Source organism: Vibrio sp. 10N.222.55.C7, from assembly GCF_041473335.1.
Lineage (GTDB): Bacteria > Pseudomonadota > Gammaproteobacteria > Enterobacterales > Vibrionaceae > Vibrio > Vibrio crassostreae_C.
In genome coordinates, this window is record NZ_JBFRSC010000027.1 from 1 (window position 1) to 19,239 (window position 19,239).

14 protein-coding genes and 2 pseudogenes are annotated in these 19,239 nt (G+C 45.6%); 7 read left to right on the forward strand and 9 right to left on the reverse strand.

Annotated elements, in window-relative coordinates; genetic code table 11:
- Window positions 1-355 precede the first annotated feature (355 nt).
- The gene (gene mpaA / locus AB4482_RS09850; protein ID WP_372180869.1) at window positions 356-1,063 is read right to left on the reverse strand and encodes a murein tripeptide amidase MpaA; all 708 of its coding nucleotides are present in this window, start codon (window positions 1,061-1,063) and stop codon (window positions 356-358) included.
- A gap of 173 nt (window positions 1,064-1,236) precedes the next feature.
- On the opposite strand from mpaA, the gene AB4482_RS09855 reads away from it, so the two are divergent.
- The 4 genes and pseudogenes from AB4482_RS09855 to AB4482_RS09870 all read left to right on the forward strand — a co-directional run bounded on the left by AB4482_RS09855 (window position 1,237) and on the right by AB4482_RS09870 (window position 5,455).
- Complete coding sequence (locus tag AB4482_RS09855) at window positions 1,237-2,862, forward strand: ABC transporter substrate-binding protein (protein WP_372180871.1); 1,626 nt, start codon at window positions 1,237-1,239, stop codon at window positions 2,860-2,862.
- Window positions 2,863-3,021: 159 nt separating this feature from the next.
- Window positions 3,022-3,507, forward strand: a pseudogene (locus AB4482_RS09860) (LysR family transcriptional regulator); the annotation flags it as partial.
- Between the two features lie 10 nt (window positions 3,508-3,517).
- A pseudogene (locus tag AB4482_RS09865) lies at window positions 3,518-3,741 on the forward strand (GGDEF domain-containing protein); the annotation flags it as partial.
- Between the two features lie 208 nt (window positions 3,742-3,949).
- Window positions 3,950-5,455: a bifunctional diguanylate cyclase/phosphodiesterase gene (locus AB4482_RS09870; RefSeq protein ID WP_102393945.1), complete on the forward strand. Its 1,506-nt coding sequence runs from the start codon at window positions 3,950-3,952 to the stop codon at window positions 5,453-5,455.
- Between the two features lie 157 nt (window positions 5,456-5,612).
- Here the strand turns inward: AB4482_RS09870 and AB4482_RS09875 are convergent, their stop codons facing one another.
- From AB4482_RS09875 to AB4482_RS09890, 4 genes are all read right to left on the reverse strand, one after another.
- On the reverse strand, window positions 5,613-7,025 hold the full coding sequence (locus AB4482_RS09875; RefSeq protein WP_137001684.1) for a fructose-specific PTS transporter subunit EIIC: 1,413 nt from the start codon (window positions 7,023-7,025) through the stop codon (window positions 5,613-5,615).
- Window positions 7,026-7,038: 13 nt separating this feature from the next.
- Entirely contained in the window at window positions 7,039-7,479 is a 441-nt protein-coding gene (locus tag AB4482_RS09880) for a PTS sugar transporter subunit IIA (RefSeq protein ID WP_017071406.1), read from the reverse strand.
- Window positions 7,480-7,726: 247 nt separating this feature from the next.
- Complete coding sequence (gene manA, locus AB4482_RS09885; protein ID WP_372180872.1) at window positions 7,727-8,944, reverse strand: mannose-6-phosphate isomerase, class I; 1,218 nt, start codon at window positions 8,942-8,944, stop codon at window positions 7,727-7,729.
- A gap of 94 nt (window positions 8,945-9,038) precedes the next feature.
- On the reverse strand, window positions 9,039-10,943 hold the full coding sequence (locus tag AB4482_RS09890) for a fructose-specific PTS transporter subunit EIIC (protein WP_372180874.1): 1,905 nt from the start codon (window positions 10,941-10,943) through the stop codon (window positions 9,039-9,041).
- A gap of 378 nt (window positions 10,944-11,321) precedes the next feature.
- Here AB4482_RS09890 and AB4482_RS09895 point away from each other — a divergent pair, with 378 nt between their 5' ends.
- Entirely contained in the window at window positions 11,322-12,161 is an 840-nt protein-coding gene (locus AB4482_RS09895) for a helix-turn-helix transcriptional regulator (RefSeq protein WP_009846231.1), read from the forward strand.
- A gap of 564 nt (window positions 12,162-12,725) precedes the next feature.
- Entirely contained in the window at window positions 12,726-14,504 is a 1,779-nt protein-coding gene (locus tag AB4482_RS09900; RefSeq protein WP_029236500.1) for a sodium:solute symporter family transporter, read from the forward strand.
- A gap of 155 nt (window positions 14,505-14,659) precedes the next feature.
- On the opposite strand, the gene AB4482_RS09905 is transcribed toward AB4482_RS09900, so the two are convergent.
- Window positions 14,660-15,433 carry a PTS sugar transporter subunit IIA gene (locus AB4482_RS09905; RefSeq protein ID WP_017064943.1) on the reverse strand — a complete coding sequence of 258 codons (774 nt, stop codon included), beginning with the start codon at window positions 15,431-15,433 and terminating at the stop codon, window positions 14,660-14,662.
- A gap of 7 nt (window positions 15,434-15,440) precedes the next feature.
- A complete protein-coding gene (locus tag AB4482_RS09910) occupies window positions 15,441-15,743 on the reverse strand; it encodes a PTS fructose transporter subunit IIB (protein ID WP_017064942.1) in 303 nt (100 codons plus the stop codon).
- A gap of 338 nt (window positions 15,744-16,081) precedes the next feature.
- Here AB4482_RS09910 and AB4482_RS09915 point away from each other — a divergent pair, with 338 nt between their 5' ends.
- Complete coding sequence (locus AB4482_RS09915) at window positions 16,082-17,947, forward strand: fructose-specific PTS transporter subunit EIIC (protein WP_372180875.1); 1,866 nt, start codon at window positions 16,082-16,084, stop codon at window positions 17,945-17,947.
- 122 nt (window positions 17,948-18,069) lie between these two features.
- Here the strand turns inward: AB4482_RS09915 and AB4482_RS09920 are convergent, their stop codons facing one another.
- Window positions 18,070-18,654, reverse strand: coding sequence for a TetR/AcrR family transcriptional regulator (locus AB4482_RS09920; RefSeq protein WP_372180877.1), 585 nt, complete (start codon window positions 18,652-18,654; stop codon window positions 18,070-18,072).
- A gap of 139 nt (window positions 18,655-18,793) precedes the next feature.
- Window positions 18,794-18,967, reverse strand: a complete 174-nt coding sequence (locus AB4482_RS09925; RefSeq protein ID WP_017061661.1) for a hypothetical protein — start codon at window positions 18,965-18,967, stop codon at window positions 18,794-18,796.
- Window positions 18,968-19,239 lie beyond the last annotated feature (272 nt).

A 19,239-nucleotide genomic window follows, 5' to 3' on the forward strand; every position in this document is an offset into this window, starting at 1 on the left:
CAAAGTGCGATCCCGCCCTGGTGTAAACCCCAATCGCCATCACCTCTAACGATAAATATTAATTTAGAAATAGTGCTGTTTTAGGATCATTTTCTTGGAACGTTTTTGTCCAGACACTTGTCATGATTTTTTATAACGAGTTAGATTCATAGCGACGAGCCCCGAAGTTCATTGATAGTGAAGTTTTCATCGCGCTAATCATGTCGATTGCCTTTCTCTAAAGATAAGTTGAAATGATGCAAAGGAAGAATTCGGCATAGATTATGAATGGGATTGATTCAGTAGACGGAATATATGATTCACTAGTAATTAGGATGAATTACTGTTCGCATGTGTATATGTAGCCTACTCCAGACTAATTTCCCTCACACCCCAACACCGCCACAAATGCATCCAAATACTGCTCTATCGTCAGATCAGCAGAAACGGGCGGTAGCTCTACGGTAATACACGGTAGGTTTCTTTCTTGGCACCATGTGCCGAATGAGCCTGGGGTTTCGTAATCGACGTCTTCGACGAGTGGTAGGTTGAACTGCTTGCCTAGCCAAGAGGTGAGTTCTGATTGGGTTGGGTCGTCGACCATAGCGAGTGGTTCGTGGAAAGAGATGACGAACTTGGGTTTGCGTTGCTCAATGAGGTTGATGAGCGACTGCACTTCAGGTTCAAGCTGGTCGGCTTGCCCCGTTTTTACTTTTACATCTCTGACTGGGGTGTGAGAACTCCAGCGATAGACAGTGCCGTTTTCTGTCCAGTTTTGAGTTGGGAAGGCGCGGTTTAGATCGACTTGGTTTGCGTTGGCACGAGTACCCAATTGATTGCCGTCTGGGTTCATCGACAGAATCACATCGTGTCGTAAGTTGGCCGCTGGCAAGCTTCTTAGGGCGCAAGACAAACCTGCGATTGAAGCGGTTTCATCGCCGTGTGTGCCTGCTAAAATCAGCCCGCGAGATTCGCTTTCTACTTGTGCGGGGAAATAGAGCAAAGGGGCACCCAACACCGATTTTCCATATGACAGCGGCTTTATCGAAAACGCAGCTCTTTCCGTTCTTGGAATTAAACTCACCTTAATCTCCTGATTGATCAAGTACTATCAAGTATTCACTATTGGCTATATTAATCGTTAACTAAGTCCATTAGATGAACCCCTTTAAATAAACCATAGCGTCAAAACTCGTCAACCGTCGCATTGTTAATTTTATTACTTGCTTCAAAGATAGGCTAGGAGAGCAAACAAACATGGATTTTAAAAAACATTCAACGGCTTTACTCATTTCATTTTTATTGACCCCTTTTATATCAGTGACTGCCGTTGCTGAAACCTTACCTGCTGGTGTTTCGCTGGCAAAAGACCAACATTTAGTTCGTGCTAACGATGCAGAAGCGGCGACGCTTGACCCTGCGAAAGCAGAAGGCCTGCCAGAAATGCACATTCTACGTGACCTATTTGAAGGTTTAGTGATTCAAGATCGCGATGGCAATATCACCCCAGGTGTTGCACAGTCTTGGGAAACCGAAGACAACCAGACGTTTGTATTCCACCTACGTAAAGACGCGAAATGGTCGAATGGCGATCCAGTGACGGCCGATGATTTCGTGTATGCGATAAGACGCGCGGTCGATCCGAAACTCGCGTCTCCAAACGTGTGGTACCTCAAGCTCACCAAAATCAACAACATTGCTGACGTAGCAGAAGGTAAGAAGCCAGTTGAAGAACTCGGTATTTCCGCTGTCGACAAGCACACGGTGAAGTTCGAACTTGATAGCAAAGTGCCATACTTTGTTGCGATGACGGGCCACACATCCATGATGCCCGTTCATAAGGCAACGCTAGAAAATAGCGATAAGCCGTGGAGTGACCCTAAGCAGTTTGTCGGTAATGGCGCGTTTGTTTTAGACGAATGGGTGGTTAACGAGCGCATTGAACTGAAGAAGAACCCGAAATATTGGGACAACGCAGATACGCACTTAACTGAAGTGACTTACATTCCGTTCGAGAACCAGAATGCGTCGATCAACCGTTATGCGGTGGGCGAGGTCGATATCACTTCTGATGTGCCGACACACATGGCGCAGCAGCTTAAAACCAAATACCAAGATGCGTTTACCGCAGTGCCTTTGCTGTGTACTTACTACTACGCGTTCAATACCACGCGTCCTCCGTTTGATGACGCGAGAGTGCGTAAAGCGGTGTCGTACTCCATGATGCGTGACGTTATCACCAATGGTGTCACTCAGGTGGGTAACTTACCGGCTTATACCTTTGCCCATGAGTACACGGCAGGCTTTGATGCGACTCAGCCTGAATACAGCACATGGACTCAAAAGGAGCGCGACCAAAAGGCCAAAGAACTGCTGAAAGAAGCGGGCTACGATGAGTCTAACCCGTTGGATTTCAAATTGCTCTACAACACCAGTGAGTCGAACAAGTCCATAGCAGTGGCGATTGCATCAATGCTGAAAGGCAACTTAGGCGCACAAGTTGAGCTTGAAAACCAAGAGTGGAAGTCTTACTTGGTGTCTCGTCGCCAAGGTGATTTTGATGTGATGCGCGCCTCTTGGTGTGGGGATTACAACGAAGCATCAACCTTCTTGAGCCTGTTACGTTCTGGTTCTTCGGGTAACTTTGCTCGCTATAGCAATGACAAGTACGACGCAGCAATGGACAGCGCCTTAGCCGCAACCAGCGAACAAGACCGCCAAGGTTTCTATGACCAAGCAGAGCAGTTACTGGCAGAAGACATGCCGATCGCACCAATCTACTACTACATGCAGGCCCGTCTAGTGCGACCAAGTGTCGGTGGTTTTGCTAAGAACAATGTAGAAGGGCGTATCTACTCTAAAGATCTCTACATCAAAGAGTAATTGATCTTCTGACATATCAAAAAAACCTGAAATAGAGAAAAGGGACGTTGATCATAAATATCTGATCAACGTCCCTTCGTCATTAATCTGTAACGGTAAGCGCAAAAAACTGAAACCTGATTGAAGTATTTTTCACTTTTATTTCAATCAGGTGAAGCCATGTTACCCCCTCTACGTGCCCTTGTTGCGTTCGAAGCTGTTGCCCGCCTCGGTTCTATTGGCGCTGCCGCGCGAGAGCTTTGTGTTACACAAGCTGCGGTGAGTCAGCAGCTTAAAAGTTTAGAAATCTTTCTCGATACCACACTGTTTGAACGCAGTTCTAAAGGCGTAAAGCTGACGTCAGCTGCCCAGCACTATCAACCGATTGTTGCGGGTTCATTAGCACACCTGAAATTACAGACTCAAATCCTCTTCGGGGAAAAAGAAACCGACGTGCTCAGCTTGCGCGTAAACCACACCTTTTGTCATAACTGGCTGTTACCTCGCCTGCCATCTTTTTATCAAAAATACCCTTTTATCAGGCTCGATATTCAGCTGGTGGACTGGCCATCAACCAACCCTTGTCAGAATGTCGATATCGAGCTGACCAACGGCAAGGTCGAAAGCGAAGACACCCATTGCGAGCGACTGTTTCAGGAGCATAGGTAACTGGTGTGCAGCCCTTTCAGAGAAATTACGCTCAGCAATTCAGAAGATCAAACTTGAGCAACAACCAACTCTAACAATTAAGTCTAGTTTTGGTATTAGCTTGCTATCAGAAAAGGAAAAGTGGAAAGACTGTGCGATCGCGCGCTTTATCAAGCAAAGCTAAAAGGACGAAATACAATTGTGATTGAAGAGTCATACCCGGCATCAACAAAAGCGATCGGCAGCTCTTAGTTTGACTAAGAGCCAACATCCACACAAATTATTTTTGGCATGTTTAGCCCTAAAAGGCTTTCGTCGTGCAAAGTGATGACGAAAATCGGTAAATAAAAGTCAAAAATAAAAACGCGAGCGGTAGATTGCGATTTATGTTGGTGCTACGTTATGAGCAATTTATAACATATAAGTCATGACACATTAGACTGAGAGATAGCAGCTAACGATGAACAAGACAAAAAGATATCCGGCCAGCATAGTATTCAGCTACCTAATACTTTCATCTTTATGGGTTTTATTTTCTGATCTCGCGGTTGAATCATTATCAAATGACTTGCGTGAACATGCCTTAGCACAGACAGTCAAAGGTCTGGTATTTATCATTCTAACGTCTGCTCTGTTATGGGTAATGGTTCGGAAAAATAATCGCGATTTAGAGAGCGCCAACGATCTTGATAGTGTCACCGGACTTCATAGCCCTTCAGTCTTTTATCGATATTTAAATAAAAGACTGAAAAATTCTCAAGCCAGTGACCATTATGTCCTCTTCTTATTAGACATTGATAACTTCAAATCTGTCGCTGACCAGATCGGATTCGAGAATACTAATTCATTTTTAAAAGATATCGCACGATCTATTGAACTTCCTATAGAGCATCAACCGCTTTCATCACGAGTGCACTCAGATGGCTTCGCGTGCTTGGTTAAACTCAACCACACGGAGCATATTGAATCCTACATTGCCCTCGTACATCGTAGATTTAACCAGTGTGCTTATCGTTATGATATCCACGCCACTTGTTGTATTGGCGCTGCTCTATTCCCCTCGGATGGGAATAATGCCAAGCAACTCATGGCATCTGCTACCCACGCCTTAACTGAAGCAAAGAAAAGCAAGGACACGATTGAATTTCATGACCCAAAACTCACTGAGCTTGAACGTCAACGTCAAGAAATGGTGCAAGAATTACGTAAAGCGATTGATGACAAAGCGATTGATATTGTGTTTCAGCCTAAATTCAACATTGAAAGTAGACTCGTCGCAGGTGTGGAGGTGTTGTCTCGTTGGACGCATGAGCGCTATGGTGTCGTTTCACCGGATATCTTTGTCGCGCTAGCAGAAGAGAATTATTTTTGTCGTGATTTGACTACGTTAGTTCTAGAGAAGACTGCGTCACAACTTAGGGCTAATGGCTTGCTAGGGAATGAGCTTAATAGTGTCTCGGTCAATATTTCAGCGGTAGAGCTAAATAGCGTTGATGACATGAACCATCTGGACGAATATCTACGAAAGGATCCCGAGTTTGCTCGCTTACTTTGTCTGGAAATCACTGAAACCGCTATTTTGAAAGATATAGATCAGTGTGCAATCGCTGTTCAGAAGTTAAAAAAACAAGGGGTGTCCTTTTCGATAGATGATTTTGGTGTTGGCTACACGTCTTTTGGTATATTTAGCAAATTGGATGTAGATGAAATCAAAGTCGATCGCAGTTACATCAGTGGGTTAGAAGATGATTATCGTTCTAGAGCTATAACGTCTGGTATCATTGATATAGCGCGAGGGTTTGGCATTAGTGTTGTGGCTGAAGGGGTTGAAAATGCTCAACAACTGTCAATTTTGAAAACGTTAAATTGCGAACAAGCCCAAGGTTATTATCTGGGCTACCCGATGCCATATAAGCAGTTGAAAGAAAGTCTCACCTCTGAAATAGAACCATGTTCAACAACATAACTTAATACTTTTTCATCTAGGCTACAGAGATACAGATGACTTGTATCGAGAAGGATGCTGTTGGCCTAACTATAAGAAATCCCCATTCGCTGACAAAACGAATGGGGATTTTAGTTACTAGGGGGTAGTAATTTTATCTTCTAACTTGTTTCAGGTTTTAAATAGCCACCATAGTCGCGGCTTTCTTCATTGCTTCTTTGGTTGAACACTCAATCACGTTCGCGTTAGCAAAGCGGTGAGCGTCTTTCACTTGAATATCGTGAGCCAAGATAACCAGCTTCGCGTTCGCCACATCTAGGTCGGTGATGCGGTTCTGAATACCGTTTTGACCTTGAGTTTCTACTTTGATTTTCAGACCCGCTGCCGCACCTGCTTTTTCTAGTGCTTTGGCTGCCATGAAGGTGTGTGCAACACCAGAAGGGCAACATGTTACTGCTACGATGTCGTACTCGCCTTCGCCTGCTACAGGAGCTGCTTGAGCTTGTACTGGTGCTTCAACCATGTCTTCTTCTGTTTCTACCGCTACCGGTTTCCAGAAGCCTACGATAACGGCTGTGGTTAGCGAGCCAAGCGCAATACCGACGACGTACATTGGAATGTTGCTTGATACTGGCGCCGTGATTAGACCGCCCCACGGTGCGTGCAGTAGAACGTCTGTCATGAAGCCGAATACACAGCCCACGATACCACCGGCAACGATTGAAGGAAGTACGCGCATTGGGTCATTCGCTGCAAATGGGATAGCCCCTTCAGAGATACCGATAGAGCCCATGATTGCTGCTGCTTTACCTGCTTCTTGCTCTTGTTTAGAGAACTTGTTTTTGAATAGGAAAGTTGCCAACGCCATGCCTAGAGGTGGAGTACAAATCGCGATGCCAACGCCGCCCATTAGCCAAGGTTGTGTGTCTACTTGAGTTTGAGCAAATAGGGTCGCGACTTTGTTGATAGGGCCGCCCATATCAAACGCCGTCATACCACCAAGGATTGTGCCCAGAACCATCTTAGATGCACCAGCCATTGAAGCTAGGAACTCGTTCATTGAATACATGAACAGTTTGATTGGCTCACCGATGCCCCACAGTACGATACCTGCAGAGATTAACGTACCTAGAAGCGGGTAGATGAAGTACGCACCTAGAGCCGTCATGTTCGCAGAAAGTGGGATCTTCTTAAGTTGGAACACCACGCCACCGGCGATAAAGCCTGCCACGATACAGCCAAGGAAGCCGCCGCCCATGTCAGCCATGATGCCAGAAGAGATCATCGCAGGTGCTAGTGCTGGTTTATCTGCAATTGAGTAACCAATAAAGCCGCCAAGAATGATTGGGAAAAGAACAAGGCCTTTGATACCGATATTAGAGATGTCTGCCAGCAAGCCGTCTGCTGGTACGGCACCTTTGCCTGATGCCATTACCGCTAACGCCAACAGAACACCACCGGCTACGATGAAAGGCAGCATGTGTGAGGTTCCGAAAAGCAGGTGGCCTTTCATGGTACTAAGGAGTTTTTTAAAGTCGCTACTACTGTTTTTATTATTAGTATTCGTAGCTTGAGTTGTTAGGGTGCTCATAATTTTCTATGCCTTATGAATTAATTAAAATATTAAGGATCTGTTGTTCGTCTTTTGCGTTATGGATATCTTGAATAAATTCATCGCTGAATTTTCCAAATAGTTCTTGTAATACATAAATATGATGGTCAGCACCGTTGTCTGGTGAAGCAATCATAAAAAATACGGTTGGATTAATGCCGTCTTCATCGCCATATTCGATGCCTTCGCACTTTACACCGACAGCGATTGCCGGCTCAGTGACCGCCTTGCTTTTTGAGTGTGGGTAAGCGATGCCGTCCATCGAGGTAATGCTTTGAGATTCACGAATTTCGATGTCTGCCAAGAAGGCTTCTTTATTACTGATTCGGTTGTTCTCAAATAACATGCTTGCCAATTCTTCAAACAGTTCTTTTTTATTATTCGCTTGAAGGTTGTTATTAATTAAGTTGACGTTAGTTAGCTGTGTGATCATTTATTAACTCATTCACTATTGAAGTTCTTGAATTAAAATTAATGGATTAACCCGATTCGCGAAATAGCAAATAAAAGCCCTTCACTGTACATTTGTACCAAGCAAAATTAAGTGTGATTTGCATCATTCATCCAGTGTGAGATGAGTCATATTTAATGGTGTACTTCGGTGTTGAAATAACTTTCTGTAGGAAGAAAAATGCCCCGCAAAGCAGGGCATGATCAGTGTTTGTATCTACTCGGGAGAGCTAACTGTAAGCACGCGCCACGCGTCCAACGCAATCGAGTTTGTAACTCTCAGCGTAAGCGGGAATGAACACCGATTGGCCTTTCTCTATTACGCAGGTTTCACCACATTGATGGGTTAGCACCATGGATTCATCGAGTGGCAGTAGGATCTCGGCACCTTCGGTAGTGATCTTCCTCTGATGTGAGTTTTGCACGATAGAGAACTTAAAATCTTCGACTGGAATTTGATATTCCATCACATCACCTTGCTCAATCGGGCTGAGCAGTAATCTATCCGCAGGCTTTTCATTGAATTGAGTACAAGAGACTAATTCATTGATATCCATGTACTTAGGCGTCAACCCTGCGCGGAGTACATTGTCTGAATTCGCCATCACTTCTAAGCCCGTACCTTTAATGTAAGCGTGAGGTGTCTCGGCATCCAGATACATGGCTTGTCCGGGCTTTAAGGTGAGCACGTTCAATAGCAGCGGAGCAAACAGGCCGACATCCCCTGGATACTGCTGTTCTAATTCTGAAATCAACTGGAACACGGGTGCATCAGAAAGCTTGGCCTTCATCAGCAACATGGTCAGCGCCATGCCTTTTTGTTCTCCTTGCAAAGACAATAAGCTCGCGAAGAAGCTGGCTAATCCATTGGGCGTTTGGTCGCCCGCGAGATCGTTAACCATCGAATGAAGCTCTGCAATGTCGAGATAATGGAAGTGTTCAAGGATCTCGTTGATCGACCTAAAGCCATTCATCGCGGTGTAGTCGGTTAATGCATACACCAGCTCCGGCTTGTGGTTGGGATCCTTGTAGTTGCGGTTGCCAGCCGTCATCGGAATGCCTTGCTGCTCTTCAAGAGCATAGCCAGATTCGGCTTGCTGCTTGTTCGGGTGAACTTGAACAGAGAGCGCTTTCTCAGCCGCTAATACCTTAAACAGATACGGAAGTTCACCAAAACGACTTGCGACTTTCTCACTTAGAAACAGGTTTAGGTTCTTGGAAATAAGGTTCGACAACGTGGTTTGCTGACCATTGTCAGTGACCATCGAACAACCATTAGGGTGAGCACCCATCCAGATCTCCGCTTGCGGCTCACCAGACTGGTTATCAGTACCAAACAGTTGGGTGAACGAAGAAGGGCTACCCCATGCGTAGTTCTGAATCACGTTAGTCATAGGGTAGAAAAAACGTTGGACGAACGAATCGTTCGCTAAAGAAAAATCAGACATCGAAATCACCATGAAGGGAAACATGGCTTGAGCTCTACTCGGCTTAATGAAATGCGAGACTAGAGTGGGCTCAAGCCATTGGAGTTGAAATGGCTTAAGCCGCTGCTGTTGCTAGCTTGGCTTTGCGTAGATTTTTAAGTGCGATACAAGTAACCGCAGTTACGCCTGCACCAGACGCCATGCACAACAGTGCTAGCAGTGGGTAGTTCATTGCGCCAAGTAGAGCGACCACTGGACCACCGTGAGCAACACTGTTGGTGATACCAAACGAGAACGCCATTACCGCAGCAGTCATTGAGCCAAGCACGTTGGCTGGGATAACTGACATTGGATCTTGAGCCGCGAATGGAATCGCACCTTCAGAGATACCCACCAAGCCCATCGCGCCTGCTGCTTTACCTGCTTCAATCTCAGAAGATTCGAATAGGTCGAACTTACGGCCAAGTCTGGTTGCGATAGCCATACCAAGGGGAGCGACAGGGATTGCACACGCCATTGCACCCATGAACTGAGTTTGACCGCTGGCAATCATGCCGACTGAGAATAGGAACGCCACCTTGTTGAACGGGCCGCCCATATCAAAGCCGGCCATGCCACCAAGGACAATACCAAGCAGAACCACGTTGCCTGTACTCATGCTGGTTAGCAGTGCAGTAAGAGCATCCATCAGCCCAGCGATAGGTGCGCCAATAACAAAAATGAACAAACCTGCGATGAACAAAGAGCCAGTGATCGGAGCGATCATGATAGGCACAAGCGGTTGAACGAATTTGTGGTAGTTAAACGAGGTGATCCATTTAACGAAGTAACCCACTAATAAGCCTGCGATGATTGCGCCAATGAAGCCAGTACCAGCGTCAGCGCCATAGAAAGAGCCGTTGTTAGCAATCCAACCACCGATAAGGCCAGGGGTTAGGGCAGGGCGGTCAGCAATCGCATAAGCAATGTAGCCAGCCAAGATTGGGATCATCAATGTGAAGGCAACCACGCCCACTTCTAGGATTTGGTTCCACATGCTGCCAGCAGGAATCGCCATGCCAGATTCACTTGGCTCGCCGCCAATCGCCAGTGCAAGGGCAATCAAAAGACCGCCCGTCACCACGAATGGGATCATGTGAGATACGCCATTCATCAAGTAACGGTAAAGGTCTGAACGTGCTTGCGAGGCTTTCTCTGCAACAGATTGGTTGGTCGGTGCTTGTTCTGCTTGGTAGCTTGGCGCGTTGAGTGCTTGCTTAATCAAGCCTTGCGCATCTTTGATTGGTGCTTTTACGTTGGTGCTGATAACGCGTTTTCCGGCAAAGCGAGCCATGTCGACCTGTTTGTCACAAGCGACGACAATCGCATCTGCGCGTTCGATCTCTTCTTGAGTCGGGCTGTTCTTTACACCAATAGAACCGTTGGTTTCGACCTTGATGTCGTAACCAAGAGCCGCCGCGCCTTTCTCTAGCGCTTCGGCGGCTAAATAAGTGTGTGCAACGCCAGCTGGGCAGCCTGTCACACCAATGATGAAGCCTTGTTTCTCAACGTTGTTTTCCGTTTCTGAAGGTTCAGGTTTGGTAAGCAGTAGTTCCAATGCGGCTTGTTGAGATTCAGCATTCATGAAGCTTTCGATAAAGCCTTCTTCGATCAGTTTTGAAGAAAGTTCTGCCAGTACTTCGATGTGGTGATTGTCGCCGCCATCAGGAGAGGCAATCATGAAAAATAGCTTTGATGGCTGACCATCATCTGCGCCGTACTCGATACCCTGTTGATGGACACCGATAACAACCGCGGGTTTGATCACCGCGCTGCTTTTGGCGTGAGGCAGAGCAATACCTTCTTCAAACCCGGTATTACCTTGTTCTTCACGAGCCTTAATGTCGGCAAGAAACTGTGCTTTGTCTGAGATTCTGCCTTGTGCGTAAAGCACGTCTATCAGCTCTTTAAATACGTCTTCTTTTGAATTAGCGCTAAGCGAAAGCTTAATCAAATCTTGATTGATCAATGTCGTGATCATAATGAACCCCTAATCTGTTTTTATTTTGTTAGGGGTATTCTGGAATCTACGGCTTGCCTTCTGTAGTGAAGAAAAAACGCATTTACTGGATGATTGTTGCGTTATAAGTGGAGTGTGATTTTGATCGGTCGAGTGGCCGTTTTTAGGGCGGTGTTGACAGAGTTTAAGATGTGTTGAGGCTTTTATTTATAAGGGCTGTAGCGTATTTGTTTATCAGGTCAGAAACGTGCTGGGTCAGTTTCGTTACTGGAAATTTATTTCCGTGACTGGATTTTTGTAACCTAGATCTCAAATTGTGATTTTGCTCAATAGCGCTATGTTTCACTAAGGGGTATATCTATTCCCGTAGCCTTATTGCTGCCCACTAGAGTTCGAATAATGATATTTCATGACTTAATCTCGTCTGTATTAAATGAGCGAGAACCGTTTCATAACATCTGGTTTGCTGGAGATTTTCACACGCCTTCCGCATGCAGTTATCAGGTGAACTTTCCACGTTTAGAGTTGGTGTTAGACGGAGAGTACATTAATGAAATGGAGAGTCATGATCGCAAGATCACTAACGTTATTGCCAAAGCCGGAGACGCTATTTTCATCCCACCCAACTGCTGGAATAAACCCAATTGGGATACTGACTGCTCAGTGTTGAGTATGTTGTTTGGTCGTCGTCAGCTTGGTTTAAGTTTGGTGAGTAAGCGCAAAGGGGAAGAGAGCTTTTACGATATCCAAAAGCACAGTATTCAGACTCGCTCTGGGTTTGCGATTGATAACATTCTGGAGGCGCTCAGCTCGTTAGCGAGAGAGAGTAACAAGCAGCCGATGGATGAGTTATTGCTGCAAGCTCTACTGCAATACAGTAAAACCATGCTGGAAGCGCCCGTAGAAAAATCTCATAGCCGAGTACAGGATGTGTATCAGGGGATTTGTATCTACATTCAAGAGAACTTCCACCGTCAGATTACCCGAGACAGCATTGCCTCGCGCTTTAGCATTTCATCCAATCACTTGTCGCGAATGTTCCGTCAGCAAGGCCACATGACGCTAGCAGAATACATCACCCGCGTGCGGGTCGATCGCGCTAAGTTTATGCTTAAGAAGTACAACTTCAAACTCAATGAAGTGGCACTACGTTGTGGCTTTAAAGATGTGAACTACTTCTGTCGAGTGTTTAAGAATCGCACCGGTAGAACGCCGACTGAATATCGTGGATCAATCTAATCCTCCTTCAAATGACCTTTTCTGATCAGAGCTTGTACGACTGAAATTTGTATGACTAGATCATCACTGCTGGCTCTAAGCTGTGGTGGTCAACTTGCTTTGTTTTTTCCTCTACCGTTTATTTCTATACCTTATTTCCAAACCTATCTTTAGGCACGTTCTCTATTTATCCCGTTTCACTAAATAAACCCAATTAATAACATTAAGGCTTCGCTTTGCGAGTTGCTTATTGTTTTTCGTTGCCTATTTATTGAATTAAACGTGTGAGAGTTGATGTATTAACGCGATGCATTTAATGGATGATAAGTAAATTAAAAACCACTTATCGAGACGATAAAATCTTGTTGTTGTTGTCCGGCTTACTGATTTAAATGTTTTTAAGTTATTGATTTTAAATGCTTACTTCGCTTCGGCTTATTCTTTGTTTACTAACGTGTAATTCATGTCTCGAAATCAAATATTCAGGTTTATACGCCCCATCACAACCTTGACTTATAATACTACAAATTAAAAATTCTATAGATAATATGATCTTCAGATATTCATCATAAAGAAGACTTATACATGGAACTCAATACTCTGATCGTAGGAATTTATTTCCTTTTCCTTATAGCAATAGGTTGGATGTTTAGAACGTTCACCAGTACAACCAGTGATTATTTCCGCGGGGGCGGTAACATGCTTTGGTGGATGGTTGGCGCGACTGCGTTTATGACACAGTTCAGTGCTTGGACCTTCACTGGCGCAGCGGGTAAAGCGTATGCCGATGGTATGGCTGTCGCGGTTATCTTCTTAGCGAACGCATTTGGTTACCTGATGAACTACCTGTACTTCGCTCCGAAATTCCGTCAACTGCGTGTGGTAACGCCAATTGACGCGATTCGTATGCGTTTTGGTAGCTTCAACGAACAAGTATTTACTTGGTCTGGCATGCCGAACAGTATTGTTTCTGCAGGTATCTGGCTGAACGGTTTGGCGATCATCGCATCGGGCATCTTTGGCTTCGACATGACGACAACCATCGTTCTGACTGGTCTTGTTGTACTTGTTATGTCGGTGACAGGCGGCTCTTGGGCGGTTATCGCGTCTGACTTCATGCAGATGGTTATTATCATGGCGGTAACCGTAACGTGTGCTGCAGTGGCTATCGTACAAGGTGGTGGCGTTACTGAAATCATCAACGATTTCCCTGTAGCAGAAGGCGCATCATTCGTTTCTGGTAACAATCTGAACTACGTAAGCATCTTCGGAATTTGGGCATTCTTCATCTTCTTCAAACAGTTCAGTATCACCAACAACATGTTGAACTCTTACCGTTACCTAGCGGCAAAAGACTCAAAGAACGCGAAGAAAGCGGCACTGTTGGCATGTATTCTGATGACCATCGGTCCAATCATTTGGTTCATGCCACCTTGGTTCGTTGCAGGACAAGGCGTTGACCTTGCAGCGCATTACCCAGACGCAGGCTCTAAAGCAGGCGACTTCGCTTACCTTTACTTCGTAGAGCAATACATGCCAGCGGGTATGGTGGGGCTTCTAATCGCAGCGATGTTTGCGGCAACTATGTCTTCTATGGACTCAGGCTTAAACCGTAACTCTGGTATCTTTGTAATCAACTTCTATCAACCGATTCTTCGTCCAAACGCGACAGAGAAAGAGCTAATGATTGTGTCTAAGTTGATGTCTACCTTCTTCGGTCTAGCTATCATCCTTATCGCGCTGTTTATCAATTCGCTAAAAGGCTTGAGCTTGTTCGACACCATGATGTACGTGGGTGCACTTATTGGCTTCCCAATGACCATTCCAGCATTCTGTGGCTTCTTCCTTAAGAAGACTCCGGACTGGGCAGGTTGGGGTACGCTAGTGGTCGGTGCGATTGTGTCTTACATCGTTGGTTTCGTGATTACCGCTGAAATGCTACAAAACTTGTTCAACCTAGAGCCTCTAACAGGCCGCGAATGGTCTGACTTGAAAGTTGCAGTAGGTCTGATTGCGCACCTAGTGTTTACTGGCGGCTTCTTTGTTCTTTCGACATTGTTCTACAAACCACTAGAAGCGTCTCGTCAGAAAGATGTTGATACCTTCTTCAACAACCTTGCGACACCATTGGTTTCTGAATCAACAGCACAGAAGAAACTGGACAACAAACAACGTCACATGCTGGGCTCACTGATCGCAGTGTCTGGTGTGGCAGTGATGGCGATGTTTGCTCTACCGAACCCATTCTGGGGAAGAATGATGTTCGTACTGTGTGGCGGTATCGTATTCGTAGTTGGTTTGCTGTTGGTGAAAGCTGTAGACGACTCGGTTGAGGATGCGAAACAAGCGAAAAAAACAGCTTAAGTTAGCTAACCAGTTAAACAAGTAATTAAACATAAAACGGCTGAGCTCTAATGCTCAGCCGTTTTTTATTGTATGAGAAAATGAGCTTATAACGATTGGATAGGTGTCACAACAGGGGATTAATGGATGCTTTGAGTTTGACCAGAAGAGATGAATTAGATAAGGCGTGACGAGATGTACATCAACAAGGCTTGTAGGTCGACACTGCTTCGAGTCTTTTGCAGACGTTCATTGACCTGATCGTGAAGCAGGTTTCGAGTTAGGTTGGTCGCCGCGACAATGTGCTCACGCTGTGGCTTGGTTGGCAGAACAAGAGCAATGGCCACATGCACTTCGCCGATACGTGATGCCCAGTCAATTGGGTCGTCACTGACGATAACCGCAATCGAGAGATCTTGAGTCGATTCAAACATCACATGCGGCAGTGCGATACCTGGTGACACGCAGGTTGAAGAGCGTTCCTCCCGCTTAATAAATGCCAGAATCAGTTCATCTGGATCTTCTGGATAAACAAGGTGAGCGAGCCCTTTTAAGCACTCAAATTTGGTCAGTTGGGTTTGCGCCTTAGCGTGGTGCCATTTGATATCACAAGGTGGGCATATTTGTGGCATTCGCTGAATTAGATCGCTAGAGAACTCATGGCTCACCTGTGAGCCAACCATGTCGTAATGCTCTGCAATTATGTCTTTGAGAACGAAACAGGCAAGCTCCGCATCAATACCGACCGCGGTTATCTGGCACAAATCACCACGAAGTAAACCTACTTGCAGCATCGCGACGGATTTGGAGAGATCAGCGGTTCGATTTTGAGTGATGTTGATAATGCGGATGTTGCTTTTGAATTTCTTCGCTAAGCGAGTCAGCGGCTGCGCGACATGTGAGTTCGCGGCAGGATCGTTAACGAAGAAGGTGATCTGGTATTCGTTCATGAAAAGTTTAAGTTCGACAATGCTTAATAAAGACTTTATCGATACTCAACAATACCTCTTCCATGGGAATGAATAAGGTTTTAGCTGGGTCAAATCGGTTTGGTTGTTCGATGTCGATATCAGAGACGATCAACACTTTGTCTGCGAGGGTAATATCTTGGGCGGTCAGTAAGTTTTCAATACCCATAGCGCCTTGCGTCTCAACCTTGATTGAAACGTTGAACTTAGGGGCTGTTTTATTTAGAGCATCAGCTGCCATATAGGTGTGCGCAATGCCTGTAGGGCACGCAGTTACCGCTACAATTCTCATTATTATTCTCGGCTTAATCTCGTCTCTGTTACGTTACATAAGCTACCTTTCACAAGCTACCTTGCAAAAGCTATCTTGTATGGGAACTTCAGTATAGAAAGCTCGCATAGAGGAGGGACGATATGTTTATGGGTTCTGGGGATTTTATGGATTGCCGTTTTTTATTCCAAGGTGAAAGTCACACTCTGAGCTCTTGGTTACAATAATCCAGTTAATGCACCTTTCGTCCTATATATTGAGTGCCTTCACACCGTTAATCTTTTCATCTTATTAACCTTATTCCTAGGTTAACAGACACTAATTACTTCAGTCTGAATGCAGGCGAGGCAGAGCAACATATGGATATCACCAATATTATCGAGCCCGAGATTATCTGCTTGGAACTACAAGCAGACTCTAAACAGGCGGTATTTGAAGAGCTTGTCGAACTGCTCGACCGTGCCGGTAAGCTCTCTAATAAACGTGAATTCCTTGACGACATCTGGAAGCGTGAAGCCATCGGTAATACTGGCTTTGACGATGGCATCGCCATTCCACACGCGAAAAGTGCTGCCGTAGCTAAACCTGCGGTGGCGGTAGGTATCAGCCGTTCTGGCATCGATTATGGCGCAGACGGCGGCGAGCTGTCGGATGTGTTCTTTATGCTCGCTTCACCAGACAACAACGACGACCACCATATCGAGGTACTGGCTCAGATTTCGACCAGGCTTATCGAAGATGGCTTTGTTACAAAATTAAAGGCGGTGGAGTCTGTCGAGGAAGCTCAAGAGCTGTTTCTCGAAGCCAATTTTGAACCGTTCGATAGTTACGCCTCTAGCTATCATGAAGTGTATGTCGAGCCACTCAGCCCTTGGGCACAATCTCTTAATCGCCTCAAAGAACACTTGTTATACGGCACCTCACACATGATTCCTTTCGTGGTTGCAGGTGGTGTGCTTTTGTCTTTGTCGGTGATGATGTCGGGTCATGGCGCGGTTCCTGAAAGTGGCGTGTTAGCAGATATCGCACAGATGGGCATCGCGGGGTTAACCCTGTTTACCGCCGTGCTCGGTGGTTACATCGCGTATTCAATGGCCGACAAACCGGGTTTAGCGCCCGGAATGATCGGTTCTTGGGTTGCGGTCAATCAATACAACACAGGTTTCCTCGGTGCGATTGTGGTCGGCTTCTTTGCTGGTTTTGTGGTGAACCTACTTAAGAAGATCAAACTGCCAGACAGCATGATCTCGCTGAGCTCTATCTTCATCTATCCACTAGTCGGCACCTTTGTTACCTGTGGTGCGGTGATGTGGGTGATTGGTTCTCCTATTGCCCAAGTGATGCTAGAGATGAACCAAATGCTGACTGGCATGGCAGGCTCAGGAAAAGTGGTGTTGGGTAGCATTTTGGGTGCGATGACGGCCTTTGATATGGGTGGCCCGATCAATAAAGTAGCAACGCTGTTTGCCCAAACGCAGGTGAATACCCAGCCATGGTTGATGGGCGGCGTCGGTATTGCGATTTGTACGCCTCCATTAGGCATGGCTCTTGCCACTTTTATATCACCTAAGAAATTCAAACGAGACGAACGCGAAGCCGGAAAAGCCGCGGGTATCATGGGAATGATTGGCATCAGCGAAGGTGCGATCCCATTTGCAGCCGCTGATCCTGCGCGAGTGCTGCCTGCTGTGGTTGCTGGTGGCATTGTCGGTAATGTGGTTGGTTTTATGTTCCATGTGGTCAACCATGCACCATGGGGCGGCTGGATTGTATTGCCAGTGGTTGATGGCAAGGTTGGCTATATCGTCGGCACACTAGCAGGTGCTCTAACGACGGCTCTGATCGTGATACTGCTGAAAAAGAACGTGGTCGAAGGCGAAGCGAATTCGAATCAGTTCACGGGAGGCTCGGTAACGGAAGAAGGGCAAGCGGAGGTATTGGCGATCACTTCTTGTCCATCTGGCGTTGCCCACACTTTCTTAGCAGCGAAATCCTTACAAAAGGCGGCGCATCATCTTGGGGTTCGGATTAAAGTCGAAACGCAGGGTGCCAACGGAATAGGCAATCGCATTACCCAGAAAGACATTGAAAGGGCGAGATTGGTGATCTTTGCTCACGACGTGGCGATTAAAGAAGTAGAACGCTTTGCGAACGTGAAAACCTTAGATGTCAGTACTAAGGAAGCGATGCTTAATGCGCAAGCGTTGATCATGAGAAAGGTGTAATCCTTAAACCGCAAAGTTTATCATCTATAAAGTTAACTAGATCAAAACTAAAAAGACTCCGCTCAGACCTGTTAAGGCGAAAGTGGAGTCTTTTTGCATGGCTTCTAAAACAAGTTCAGCTTTTAAAAAGGATGATACTTAAATACGTCTTCGACCATTGAGTTGAGTAAATCGATATCGTCACAGGTTTTGGCGTAGGTACGCAGGCCTGCGATTTGGACCTGAACATGACGAGCAAGTTGAGTCGGATCGCGCTCTTTGCTGATCTCACCCAATTCTTGTGATTCTGCAATCAGCTTGGCGAACTCGCCTTCCATGATTTTGAGTGATTTCTTTGCTTCTTCTAATAATTCGGCGTGTTCATCAGTCAGTTCTGCTACCGTTTTTGCCAGCATACACATGCCATTTGGCGAACTTTGTTTTGATTCGACCACAGCACGTTTGACGAAGCTTTCGAGCGCTTTGATTGGAGAGTCTGTTTCACTGCGGAAGCGGTTCAGATTCAGGATGCCAAGTTCGGTATAGCGAGCAAGCGTCTCTTTAAACAAACCTTCTTTGCTGCCGAACGTCGCGTAGATGCTGCCCGGACGCATATCAATCACGTCTTGCAGGTTGCGCATAGAAGTCGCATGAAAGCCCTTTTCCCAATACAGGTTCGTTGCTTTATCTACTACGTCTTGTCTATCGAACTTAGCGGTCTTAGCCATAACATCTACTTCATTAATCTGAACATATGTTCAATATTTTATGCTGAACGCCCGTTCTAGTAAAGGTGTGTTTAGCTGCTTTGCGCAGGCTTAGAACATCAAAGAGTTAATAAAACATCCAGATCATCAGGAAATAATCTTAATCATCAATAACTTCTACGGTCTTGTGCTGAGCGCCGTAGTAGGTGCCTTCATCGATGGTGTACATCAATGTTGCTTCGCACTCTGGACAATCGAATTCCTCATTGGGTTCAATAGCCGCTTCTTCTACCCATTCCCAACCGATATGTTCTTCGCAAGCGGGACAATCCATAAAATATCTCTCAGTTATTGTCGCATATTTATTGCGAATCTCTACTTTAATAATTCGGCATTATACATATTTAGTTAACGAGGAATAGACAGTTAATCAGCGCAGAATAGGGAGTTGATTAGTTGTGAATCAATCGCTGGTGAGCGTTGAATCTATAGTTAGTTCTGAATAGATTGTTTTCTCTGAGCACATAATTGGTGCAGGCCTACCCCTTTTGGGTAGTTAAAGTGTGTCAGATTTCAGTCGCTTACGTCAATAAAATGTTGTCGCAT

Excerpts from the sequence above, each read along its gene's own strand:
- AB4482_RS09855 (WP_372180871.1), top strand. The coding sequence starts at position 1,237 with ATGGATTTTAAAAAACATTCAACGGCTTTACTCATTTCATTTTTATTG.
- AB4482_RS09910 (WP_017064942.1), bottom strand. The coding sequence starts at position 15,743 with ATGAGAATTGTAGCGGTAACTGCGTGCCCTACAGGCATTGCGCACACC.
- AB4482_RS09890 (WP_372180874.1), bottom strand. The coding sequence starts at position 10,943 with ATGATCACGACATTGATCAATCAAGATTTGATTAAGCTTTCGCTTAGC.
- manA (WP_372180872.1), bottom strand. The coding sequence starts at position 8,944 with ATGTCTGATTTTTCTTTAGCGAACGATTCGTTCGTCCAACGTTTTTTC.
- AB4482_RS09905 (WP_017064943.1), bottom strand. The coding sequence starts at position 15,433 with ATGAACGAATACCAGATCACCTTCTTCGTTAACGATCCTGCCGCGAAC.
- AB4482_RS09925 (WP_017061661.1), bottom strand. The coding sequence starts at position 18,967 with ATGGATTGTCCCGCTTGCGAAGAACATATCGGTTGGGAATGGGTAGAA.
- AB4482_RS09900 (WP_029236500.1), top strand. The coding sequence starts at position 12,726 with ATGGAACTCAATACTCTGATCGTAGGAATTTATTTCCTTTTCCTTATA.
- AB4482_RS09880 (WP_017071406.1), bottom strand. The coding sequence starts at position 7,479 with ATGATCACACAGCTAACTAACGTCAACTTAATTAATAACAACCTTCAA.
- AB4482_RS09870 (WP_102393945.1), top strand. The coding sequence starts at position 3,950 with ATGAACAAGACAAAAAGATATCCGGCCAGCATAGTATTCAGCTACCTA.
- AB4482_RS09920 (WP_372180877.1), bottom strand. The coding sequence starts at position 18,654 with ATGGCTAAGACCGCTAAGTTCGATAGACAAGACGTAGTAGATAAAGCA.
- AB4482_RS09895 (WP_009846231.1), top strand. The coding sequence starts at position 11,322 with ATGATATTTCATGACTTAATCTCGTCTGTATTAAATGAGCGAGAACCG.
- AB4482_RS09875 (WP_137001684.1), bottom strand. The coding sequence starts at position 7,025 with ATGAGCACCCTAACAACTCAAGCTACGAATACTAATAATAAAAACAGT.
- AB4482_RS09915 (WP_372180875.1), top strand. The coding sequence starts at position 16,082 with ATGGATATCACCAATATTATCGAGCCCGAGATTATCTGCTTGGAACTA.